Below are 10,668 nucleotides of genomic sequence, written 5' to 3' on the forward strand. Positions count from 1 at the left end.
ATTGGTTGCACGAGACGTCTCGTCTCGTTATGGTCGAGTCATGACCTCCGCCAAGCCCGCCGCCGGGCGCGCGCACATCGCCATGTTCTCCATCGCCGCCCACGGCCACGTGAACCCGAGCATCGAAGTGATCCGGGAGCTCGTCGCCCGCGGCCACCGCGTCAGCTACGCCATCCCCGCCGCCTTCGCCGAGAAGATCGCGGAGACCGGCGCCACGCCCGTGATCTACACCTCCACCCTCCCCACCGACGACGAGCCGGAGGCCTGGGGCACCGAGCTCATCGAGAACCTGGAGCCCTTCCTGAACGACGCCGTCCAGGCACTCCCGCAGCTCGCCGCCGCCTTCGCGGGCGACGAACCGGACCTCGTCCTGCACGACATCACCTCCTATCCGGCGCCCGTCCTCGCCCACCGGTGGGGCGTCCCCGCCGTCTCCCTCTCCCCGAACCTCGTCGCCTGGGAGGGCTACGAGCAGGAGGTGGCGGAGCCGATGTTCGCCGAGCTGAAGGCCTCCGGGCGCGGGCAGGCGTACTACGCCCGATTCGCCGCCTGGCTCACCGAGAACGGTCTCGGGGACGACGTCGACCGCTTCCAGGGCCGGCCGCGCCGCAGCCTCGTCCTGATCCCCCGCGCGCTCCAGCCCCACGCCGACCGCGTCGACGAGTCCGCGTACACCTTCGTCGGCGCCTGCCAGGGCGACCGCACGGCCCAGGGCGGCTGGCACCGGCCCGCCACCGCCGAGGGCAAGAAGGTCGTGCTGGTCTCGCTCGGCTCCGCCTTCACCAAGCAGCCCGCCTTCTACCGGGCCTGCGTCGACGCCTTCGCGGACCTGCCCGACTGGCACCTCGTCCTCCAGATCGGCAGGTTCACCGACGAGGCCGACCTCGGGGAGATCCCCGCCAACGTCGAGGTCCACCGCTGGGTTCCCCAGCTGGACGTCCTGCGCCAGGCCGACGCCTTCATCACCCACGCGGGCGCCGGCGGCAGCCAGGAAGGACTCGCCACCGCCACCCCGATGGTCGCCGTCCCGCAGGCCGTCGACCAGTTCGGCAACGCCGACATGCTCGTCTCGCTCGGCGTGGCCCGGCACGTACCGATGGCGGACGCCGACGCCGCGACCCTCCGGGAGGCGGTCCTCGCCCTGGTCGCCGACCCCGAGGTCGCCGCCCGCGCCGAGGCCGTGCGCACCGGGATGGCAGCCGAAGGAGGCACACGGCAGGCCGCGGACCTCGTCGAGGCCGAACTGTCGTAGGCACCCCCTAAGGTGCCGCCATGACGAAGAAGGCCACGACCACGAAGTACGCGGCGCTGCTGCGCGGCATCAACGTCGGCGGGAGCAAGAAGGTCCCGATGGCGGAGCTGCGCTCCGTGCTGGAGGAGCTCGGCCACGGCGACGTACAGACGTACCTGCAGAGCGGCAACGCCGTCTTCAGCAGCGCGGAGAAGGATCCGGCGGCGCTCGCCCGGGAGCTGGAGACGGCCATCGAGGCCCGATTCGGCTTCCGGGTGGCGTGCCTGGTGGTGGACGGGGCGTACCTGCGCGCCGTCGCCGACGCCTGTCCCTTCCCGGCCGCGGAGCTGGAGGGCAAGCAGCTCCACGCGACCTTCTTCTCCGCGCAGCCGGGCGCGGAGCGCTTCGCCGGGCTCGACCAGGCCTCGTACCTCCCGGAGGAGTACCGGCTCGGCGACCGCGTCCTCTACCTCTACGCTCCCGACGGCCTGGGCCGCTCCAAACTGGCCGAGGCCCTCGCCAAGCCCGCCGTCGTCAAGGGCATCGACGTGACCACCCGCAACTGGAACACCGTCGCCAAACTCGTCGAACTGACGGGCGGGGGACAGGGAGGCTCGGTTTCAATGGACTGAGGGAGCAGGGGAACTGTGAAGGACGACGCACAGCGGGCCAACTGGATCTCCCCCGACGGCCGCTACGTGCTCGGCGTGAAGCGCGACAGCACCCACGGCAGCACCGCCCAGGCCGCCTCCATCGGCCAGCTCGCCTGGTACCGCCAGAGCGCCCAGTCCAAGACGTACGACCTCACCGCCGCATACCGGACTTCCGCTGGGAGGGTGAGCGCACCCCCTCCCACCGCATCGAACTCTTCGTCGCGGGCACGCGCGGCCAGGTCTGCCAACTCCTGGCCGACGACCTGCACCCGGACAAGGCATCGGCCCTCGACGAGCTCTTCGAGACCGCCCGCGCCCAACTGGTCATCGACACGCCCTGAAGGCCGGTCCGCCCCACCCGGCGAGGGCCCCGGCGGTGGCGGAGGGTGCCGGATGTGCCAGGCTCGTGGCATGCGTTACATCATCATCGGCGCGGGCGCCGTGGGCGCCACCATCGGCGGACGGCTCGCGGAGGCGGGCGGCGAGGTCGTCCTCGTCGCGCGCGGCGCGCACGCGGAGGCCCTGCGGGCCGACGGGCTGCGGCTCACCACGGCCGACGGGGAGCGGGTACACCGGCTGCCCGTGGTCACCGGACCGGACGAGCTGGGCGAACTGCGCCCCGACGACGTGCTGTTGCTGGCGGTGAAGACCCAGCACGCGGTCGCCGCGCTCGACGCGTGGGGCGACGCGGAGGTCGCGGGCGGCGGCACGGCGGCGCAGCGGCTCCCGGTGCTGTGCGCACAGAACGGCGTGGAGAGCGAGCGGCTGGCGCTACGGCGCTTCGCGCGCGTGTACGGGGTGTGCGTATGGCTGCCCGCGACCTTCCTGGAGCCGGGCGTGGTCTCGGCCCTGTGCGCGCCGCTGACCGGCATCCTGCACGTGGGCCGGGCGGCGGGCGGCTCGGACGCGCTGTGCCGGGCCGTCGCGGAGGACCTCGGGAAGGCCGGCTTCGGGGCGCCGGTGGCCGAGGACGTGATGCGGTGGAAGTACGCGAAGCTGCTGGGGAACCTGGGCAACGCCGTTCAGGCGACGACCGGCCCGGAGCCTGACCCGGCGAAGGCGGCGCTGGCGCTGCGGGCCGTGCGCGAGGGGAAGGCGGCCTTCGGGGCGGCGGGCATCGCGTACGCCTCGGACGCGGAGCAGTCGCTGGCACGGGACGGCAAGGTGAACCAGGCGCCGGGGGTCCGGGGCGGGTCGTCCTGGCAGAGCCTGGCGCGGGGGACGGGCTCGGTGGAAGCGGACTATCTCAACGGGGAGATCTCCCTGCTGGGGCGGCTGCACGGGGTCCCGACCCCGGTCAACGACGTGCTGCGGCACGCGGCGAACATCTTCGCGCGTGAGGGTCTGCCCCCGGGCGCGATGTCCATCGAGGACCTCACCGCCCTGGCGGACGAGGCCGCGGCCCGCGCGTAGGCGGCGTTTGGCGGTGCGGGCCCGGTCGGGGATACGCTGAAGAGGAGTCTCCACGTCCGCCGGTCCTCGTCGAAGGGCCCGACCGCAGCGGCCGGAGTCGACTCGGATGTGCCCCGGACACGGCCCGGGGCCGAACCGGTGTCGACCCATCGCCGACCCGGGTTCGACGTAGATGGGATGCGGTCGCCCGAGGTCGTGACGCTGCCCCGCACGCACCGGTGGCCGGTGGACGGTCCGTCACACGGCTGCCGTTGTGAGGGAGGGCGATCCCCGTGGACCTCAACACGATCACCGAAGTCGTCCGGCGCCCGCCCGACAGGCCGGGCGCGGAGTGGCGCGAGGGCGATGCCTGGCTCGCCGGCGGGACGTGGCTGTTCTCGGTCGAGCAGCCGGATCTGCGCCGCCTGGTCGACCTGACCACGCTGCGATGGGACCCCCTCGTCGCGACCGACAAGGGCCTCGACATCGGTGCGACCTGCACCATCCGCGAGCTCCACGCCTTCAGACCCCCGGCCGACTGGACCGCCGGCCCCCTGTTCGGGACCGCCTGCGAGGCGTTCCTGTCCTCCTTCAAGGTGTGGAACGCGGCGACCGTCGGCGGAAACATCTGCATGTCCCTGCCGGCCGGCCCCATGATCACGCTGACCGTCGGGCTGGAGGCGCGGTACGAACTCTGGGACCCCGGCGGGACGACGCGCACCGTCGACGCCCTCGACTTCGTGACCGGCGACCACCAGAACATCCTCGCCCCCGGGGAAATCCTGCGGCGCATCGAGATTCCGGTGCACGCCCTGCGCAAACGCGCCGCGCACCGCCGTTTCACCATGACCCGCCTCGGCCGCTCGACGGTGTTCCTCATCGGTACGCGCACGCCCGGGAACGATGATCTGCTGCTCACCGTCACCGCCGGCACCACCAGACCTGTGCGCATGGTGTTCGACACCCTGCCCGACGCCCCGACCCTGCAGCAGAGCATCGACGTCATCCCCACCGACGTCTGGTTCGACGATCCCAACGGCAATGCCGGATACCGCCGCCATCTGACGAAGCACTTCGCCGAGGAGATCCGCCGTGAACTCGCGCCCGGGAGCCCGACATGACGTACCGCGTGAACGGCAGGAGTTTCGACCAGGAGCCGGCGCCCGGACAGTGCCTGCGCACCTTCCTCCGCGCGCTCGGCCACTACGGTGTCAAGAAGGGCTGCGACGCGGGAGACTGCGGCGCCTGCACGGTATGGCTGGACGGCAGTCCCGTGCACAGCTGCATCACCCCCGCCTTCCGCGCCGACGGCCGTGAGGTGACCACCATCGAGGGGCTGGGCTCGCCCGGCAGCCTGCACCCGATGCAGCGGCAGTTCCGCGACGCCCCGGGATTCCAGTGCGGTTTCTGCACGGCAGGGATGATCATGACCTCGGCCACCTTCACCGAGGCCCAGAAGGCGGACCTGCCACGGGCGTTGAAGGGAAACCTCTGCCGCTGCACGGGCTATCGGGGTATCGAGGACGCGGTGCGGGGCGTCGTCGGCGTGGAGAGCGCCGAGCCGGGAAAGGCCGTCGGAACGAGCGTCGGTGCCCCGGCCGCCAACGACGTGGTGACGGGCCGCGCCGAGTTCACGATGGACACCCACATGGAGGGAATGCTGCACCTCAAGGTGTTGCACGCGCCGCACGCCCACGCCCGGATCCTGTCGGTCGACAAGAGCGCCGCCCTCGCGGTTCCCGGCGTCCACCGGGTCTACACCTGGGAGGACGTGCCGCGCAGACGCTTCACCACGGCGATCCACACCGACCACCTGGTCGACCCGGACGACACCCTCATCCTCGACCGGACGATCCGTTTCGCCGGCCAGCGCGTCGTCGCGGTCGTCGCCGACACCCCCGGCGCCGCGGAGGAAGGCTGCCGGAAGGCCGTCGTCGACTACGAGGTGTTGCCCGCGGTGTTCGAACCCGAGGAGGCCATGGCCGAGGGGGCACCGCAGATCCACGGCGCGGACGACCCCTTCGTCCGCGATCCCGTCCACAACGTCCTGCTGGAGATCCACTCGCACATCGGAGACGTCGACGCGGGCTTCGCCGAGGCCGACGTGATCCACGAAGGCACGTACTCCTCACCGCGCGTGCAGCACGCGCACCTGGAGACCCACGGCTCGATCGCCTGGATGGAGGACGGACGCCTGAACGTCCGCACCAGCTCGCAGTCGCCCTCCATCGCCAAGGTCAAACTCGCCCACCTCTTCGCCCTGCGCCCGGACCAGCTCCGCGTGTTCTGCAAGCGCGTGGGCGGCGGTTTCGGCGGCAAGCAGGAGGTCATCTCGGAGGACCTGGCCGCGCTCGCCGCGCTGGACACGGGGCGGCCCGTGTGCTTCGAGTACACCCGTGAGGAGGAGTTCACCACGGCCTCGCCACGACATCCGATGACGCTGACGGTCAAGCTGGGCGCGAGGGCGGACGGCACGCTCACCGCGTTCCAGGTCCGCAACGTGTCGAACACGGGTGCCTACGGGAACCACGGCGGCGAAACCCTGTTCGCGGGCGGCGCGGCCGTGATGATCTACCGCTGCCCCAACAAGAAGTACGACGCGTACTCCGTCTACACCAACACCGTTCCGAGCGGCGCTCTGCGCGGGTACGGGATGACGCAGCCGGCCTTCGCCGTGGAATCGGCGATGCACGAACTGGCCCTCGCCCTCCACATGGATCCGCTCGAACTGCGCCGCCGCAACATCGTGCGGCCCGGCGACCCGCTCGTCGCCCTGCACGACGGCCCCGACGACGTGATGTTCACCGAGGACGGCCTCGGGCAGTGCATCGACCTGGTGGACCGGACCCTGGCCCGGACGGCGGGGGACCCGCACCTCGGCCCGGACTGGCTCATCGGGGCGGGTGTCGCGGCCTCCCTGCACGAGACCGCGCCCCCGACCGAACACATCTCGGAGGCCTGGGTGACGCTCGGCGACGACCTCGTCTACGAGCTCGCCGTCGGCACGGTCGAATTCGGCGAGGGGACCTCGACCGCCCATGTCCAGATCGCCGCCAACCAGCTGGGCACCACACCGTCGCGAATCCGCCTCGTGCAGTCCGACACCGACCGCACGGGATTCGACACCGGAGCCTTCGCGAGCGCGGGCCTCTTCGTGGCGGGCAACGCCGTCCTGCGGGCGAGTAACGCCGTCCGCGACCGCATCCTGGAATTCGCCGCCGCCCACACGGGCATCCACCCGGTGATGTGCTCGATGGACGACGACGGCGTCGTCTGCGGGGACCAGCGGGTGACGCTGGCCGAACTCGTCGCGCAGGCACGGGCGCGCGGCATCCGCTTCACGGCCGCCCGCAAGGCCTACGGATCGCCCCGGAGCGCCGTCTCCAACGCGCACGGGTTCCGGATCGCGGTCCACCGGGTGACCGGTGAGATCCGGGTGCTCCACAGCGTCCATGCGGTCGACGCCGGCGTCGTCATCAACCCCGCGCAGGTACGGGGACAGGTGGAAGGCGCCGTCGCCCAGGGGATCGGCTTCGTGCTGACCGAGAACCTCCGGCTCGACGCGAACGGCGTCGTGGTCAACCCGAACCTCCGCAACTACCGCATCCCCACCTACGCCGATGTCCCGCGCACCGAGGTGCTCCTGGTGGGCTCGGCGGATTCCGTCGGTCCGATGCGGGCGAAGGGGATGGCGGAGTGCAGCATCAACCCGGTGGCCCCCGCACTGGCGAACGCACTCCAGGACGCGACGGGAATCCGCTACCGGTCCCTGCCGCTGACGCCGGAACGGATCTACGGCCGGCTCGGCGAGAAGCGGTCGCACTCGAAGGCCTGAGCACATGGACACCGAGAAGCACGCAGAGGACACCGAGGCCACGGCGATCATCGCCCAGAAGGTCCTGCCCGGCCGCGAGCAGGAGTACGAGACGTGGCAGCAGGACGTCAACGCCGCCGCCGCCGCGTACGACGGGTACCTCGGTGTCGAGGTCGCCCCGCCGACGCCCCTGCAGCCCGAATGGGTGGTGGTCTACCGGTACGACTCGGTCTCCCACCTGCAGGCGTGGATCAACAGTTCGACCCGGCAGGGACTCCTCGAAGCCGGCGACAAGTACCTCGACGGCCCCGGAACCCAGCAGGTGGTCAGCGGCCACGCCACCTCACAGGACCCGTTGGTGACCGTGGTGATCACCCACCGCGTCCACCCGGAGCACGTCGAGGACTTCCTCGCGTGGCAGCGCCGGATGAACGAGGAGGAGAGCAAGTTCGAAGGCTTCCGCGGATCCGAGTTCTTCCCGCCCATCGAGGGGGTCCAGGAGGAATGGACCACGCTGTACCGGTTCGACAACGCCGAGCATCTCGACGCCTGGCTGACGTCGGACAGGAGGCGGGAAGTCCTAGCCGAGGGAAAGGATTTCGACTTCAAACTGCGCACGATCGACAACTCCTTCGGCAGCTGGTTCGCCTTCGAGGAGAACGGCAGGGAAGCACCCCCGCCCTCGGTCACCAAGACCGCCATCGCGGTCTGGGTCGGCCTGTACCCGACCGTCGTGCTCCTCGCGCTCGCCCTGTCGCCTCTGAAGCTGCCGCTCTGGATCGGCCTGCTCGTGGGGAACCTGCTGTCGAGCCTCGTCATGAGCTTCTTCACGATGCCCTACTACGTGAACCCGCTGCTGGGGCGGTGGCTGCGCCCGTCGCCGGAGGAACCGGCTGCCAGGACGAACCTCATCGGCATCGGGATCGTCGCCGTCCTGCTCGCCTTCTGGGTCGTGGTGTTCTACCTGGTGACCGTCCGGATCTGGACCCTGCCCTGAGGGACGGCGCAGACCTACGCCGTCAGGGCCGGGAGCCTTGTGGGGGCGGCGGCTGCGGTGTCGTAGCGGCGCAGCAGGACGCGGGCCAGTTCCGGGGCCGCGCCCAGGACATCGGCCAGTACGTCCGCGCCCGCGGCCTCGGCGCCCGCCGCGATGCGGTCCGGGAGCCGCCCGGGGGCGATGACGTACGGGGCCACCGCCACCCGGGCGAAGCCCTCGGCGCGCAGGGCCCGTACGGCATCTTCCGTACGGGGAAGGGCAGCGGAGGCGAACGCAGGCCGCACGGCGCACCAACCGGTGTGCCGCCACTCCCGCGCGGTTTCAGCGATCGCTGCGATCGCCTCCGGGTCCGTGGAGCCGGCGGACGCGAGCACCACCGCGGTGGTGGCGCGGTCCGCCGGGGTGAGGCCGGCTTCGGCGAGCCGGCGGTCGAGGGCGGAGAGGAGGAGCGGGGACGGGCCGAGGACATCGGCCACCCGCACGGAGAGCCCCGGCAGGCGGGCCGTCGACTCGGCCAGCGCCGCCGGGATGTCGGACTTCGCGTGGAAGGCCCGGGTGAGGAGGAGCGGGAGGGCGACGACCTCCCGGACGCCCGACAGGTAGAGCGAGGACAGGGCCTGGCCCACCGACGGGGTGTTGAAGTCCAGGAAGGCCGTCTCCACCCGCAGCCCGGGCCGCAGCGTCCGGGCCCGCGCGACCAGGGCGTGCACGGTCGCCGCGTGCCGCGGGTCGCGGCTGCCGTGGGCGATGACCAGGAGTGCGGGTGCTTGGGACATCGGACTCAGCTCTTGACCAGCAGGCCGCGGCTGCGCAGCACCCACCGCTCGACCGGGCTGAAGATCAGCAGGTCGATGGCGATGCCGACCACCAGGATCAGGATGATCGCGAGGAACACGCCGGGCAGGTCGATGTTGTTGCGGCCGTTCTCCAGGAGCTGGCCGAGGCCCAGGCCCAGGTCGGGCGAGGAGGCGATGATCTCGGCGGCCATCAGCGAGCGCCAGGAGAAGGCCCAGCCCTGCTTGAGGCCCGCCAGGTAGCCGGGCAGCGCGGCCGGCATCACGATGTGCCGGGCCCCGGCCAGGCCGGTGGCGCCCAGCGTGCGGCCGGCCCGCAGGTAGAGCGGCGGGATCTGGTCGATGCCCGAGACCAGACCGTTGGCGATGGACGGGACGGCGCCCAGCAGGATGACCGTGTACATCATCGTGTCGTTGAGGCCGAACCACAGGACGGCCGGCGGCACCCAGGCCACCGACGGCAGCGACTGCAGGCCCTGGAGGATCGGGCCGATCGCGGCGCGCACGAACTTCACCCGGGCGACGAGCAGGCCGAGCGGGGTGCCGATGGCCAGGGCCAGCAGGAAGCCGAGCAGGCCGCGGGAGACGCTGGTCCAGACGACCTCCAGCAGGGTGCCCTGGACCCACATGTGGGACAGGCTGTCCCACACCGCGGACAGCGGGGGCAGCTTGGTCTCCTCGGTGACCTTCGTGGCGACGAGGACCTGCCAGACCACGAGCACGAGGCTCACGGCCAGCAGGGGCGGGAGGACCTTCTTGACGAGGACCTCGCGGACCGGGGTGCGGTGGGTCTGGACCGCGTCGAGCGCGTCGAGGCCGGCTTCCAGACCGGCCAGGTCGTCGTTCTTGCCCGTGGCCTTCAAAGTGGTGTCAGTGCTGGCCATGGCGGCGGATCTCCCCACGCAGGTGTTCAGTGATCTCGAGGGACAGTTCCGCGACGTCCGCGTCCTCGATGCGGCGCGGCTGCGGGATGTCCACGGTCCACTCCTTCGCGACCCGGCCGGGGCGGGAGGAGAGCAGGACCACGCGCTGGGCGAGGCGGACGGCCTCGCGCACGTTGTGCGTGACGAAGAGGACGGACAGGTTCGTCTCCGCCCAGATGCGGGTGAGCTCACCGTGCAGCACGTCCCGCGTGATGGCGTCGAGCGCCGCGAACGGCTCGTCCATCAGCAGCAGCTGGCTGTCCTGGGCGAGCGCCCGGGCCAGGGCCACGCGCTGGCGCATGCCGCCGGACAGCTCGTGCACGCGCTTGCCGTACGAGCCGCCGAGGCGGACCAGCTCCAGCAGGCGTTCGGCCTCCGGCTTGCGGTCGGCCTTGGCCACCCCGCGCAGGCGCAGGGCCAGTTCGATGTTCTTGCCCGCGGTCAGCCACGGGAAGAGGGCGTGCTCCTGGAACATCAGGGCCGGACGGCCGCCGGGGGTCTCGATGGACCCCGCGGACGGCTTGTCGAGTCCCGCGACCAGGTTCAGGAGCGTGGACTTTCCACACCCCGAGGCCCCCAGGATGGTGACGAACTCTCCGGGAGCGACATCGAGGCTGATGTCGTCCAGGACGAGCTGCGATCCGGCCGGGCCGGAGAAGGACTTCGAGACGTGCTCGATGCGGGCGGCGTGGGTCAGCTCCGCTACGGAGCCCTCGGCAGCCTTGGCAAGTGTGGTGGCCATGGTCGTCACCTCCTGGGATTGCTGGATTACGGGGTTACTTGGCGCCGAGGCCGGCGTCGGAGACCTCGGGCTTGCCTGCGGCCTTGAGGACCTTGTTCAGGAGCGTGAGGTCGTAGATGCCG

At 71.4% G+C, this 10,668-nt stretch carries 9 protein-coding genes and 1 pseudogene; 6 read left to right on the plus strand and 4 right to left on the minus strand.

The window, feature by feature from the left end; all coding sequences use genetic code 11:
- Window positions 1-5: 5 nt before the first annotated feature.
- Window positions 6-1,252, plus strand: a pseudogene (mgt, locus tag ACFYZ4_RS18565) (macrolide-inactivating glycosyltransferase).
- A 20-nt stretch (window positions 1,253-1,272) separates the two neighbouring features.
- Complete coding sequence (locus ACFYZ4_RS18570; RefSeq protein ID WP_384340518.1) at window positions 1,273-1,863, plus strand: DUF1697 domain-containing protein; 591 nt, start codon at window positions 1,273-1,275, stop codon at window positions 1,861-1,863.
- Window positions 1,864-1,925: 62 nt separating this feature from the next.
- Here the strand turns inward: ACFYZ4_RS18570 and ACFYZ4_RS18575 are convergent, their stop codons facing one another.
- Window positions 1,926-2,153, minus strand: coding sequence for a hypothetical protein (locus ACFYZ4_RS18575; RefSeq protein WP_390784370.1), 228 nt, complete (start codon window positions 2,151-2,153; stop codon window positions 1,926-1,928).
- 142 nt (window positions 2,154-2,295) lie between these two features.
- Here ACFYZ4_RS18575 and ACFYZ4_RS18580 point away from each other — a divergent pair, with 142 nt between their 5' ends.
- The 4 genes from ACFYZ4_RS18580 to ACFYZ4_RS18595 all read left to right on the plus strand — a co-directional run bounded on the left by ACFYZ4_RS18580 (window position 2,296) and on the right by ACFYZ4_RS18595 (window position 8,087).
- Window positions 2,296-3,297 (plus strand): ketopantoate reductase family protein, encoded by a 1,002-nt coding sequence (locus ACFYZ4_RS18580; protein WP_390784371.1) that lies wholly within the window; start codon window positions 2,296-2,298, stop codon window positions 3,295-3,297.
- Between the two features lie 272 nt (window positions 3,298-3,569).
- A complete protein-coding gene (locus ACFYZ4_RS18585) occupies window positions 3,570-4,397 on the plus strand; it encodes an FAD binding domain-containing protein (protein ID WP_390784372.1) in 828 nt (275 codons plus the stop codon).
- The gene (locus ACFYZ4_RS18590; protein WP_390784373.1) at window positions 4,394-7,111 is read left to right on the plus strand and encodes a molybdopterin-dependent oxidoreductase; all 2,718 of its coding nucleotides are present in this window, start codon (window positions 4,394-4,396) and stop codon (window positions 7,109-7,111) included. Before ACFYZ4_RS18585 ends, ACFYZ4_RS18590 begins: the two co-directional genes overlap by 4 nt.
- A gap of 4 nt (window positions 7,112-7,115) precedes the next feature.
- Window positions 7,116-8,087: an antibiotic biosynthesis monooxygenase gene (locus tag ACFYZ4_RS18595; RefSeq protein WP_390784374.1), complete on the plus strand. Its 972-nt coding sequence runs from the start codon at window positions 7,116-7,118 to the stop codon at window positions 8,085-8,087.
- A 14-nt stretch (window positions 8,088-8,101) separates the two neighbouring features.
- Here ACFYZ4_RS18595 and ACFYZ4_RS18600 read toward each other — a convergent pair whose 3' ends face one another.
- Genes ACFYZ4_RS18600 through ACFYZ4_RS18610 form a run of 3 tightly spaced genes read right to left on the minus strand, consistent with a single transcriptional unit; the run spans window position 8,102 to window position 10,546 of the window.
- Complete coding sequence (locus ACFYZ4_RS18600) at window positions 8,102-8,863, minus strand: sirohydrochlorin chelatase (protein WP_390784375.1); 762 nt, start codon at window positions 8,861-8,863, stop codon at window positions 8,102-8,104.
- 5 nt (window positions 8,864-8,868) lie between these two features.
- Window positions 8,869-9,765 (minus strand): ABC transporter permease, encoded by an 897-nt coding sequence (locus ACFYZ4_RS18605; RefSeq protein WP_351294433.1) that lies wholly within the window; start codon window positions 9,763-9,765, stop codon window positions 8,869-8,871.
- Window positions 9,752-10,546, minus strand: a complete 795-nt coding sequence (locus tag ACFYZ4_RS18610) for an ABC transporter ATP-binding protein (RefSeq protein WP_351294435.1) — start codon at window positions 10,544-10,546, stop codon at window positions 9,752-9,754. Before ACFYZ4_RS18610 ends, ACFYZ4_RS18605 begins: the two co-directional genes overlap by 14 nt.
- Between the last annotated feature and the right edge of the window lie 122 nt (window positions 10,547-10,668).

The organism is Streptomyces sp. NPDC001513, from assembly GCF_042894695.1.
In the GTDB taxonomy this organism is placed as follows: Bacteria; Actinomycetota; Actinomycetes; order Streptomycetales; family Streptomycetaceae; genus Streptomyces.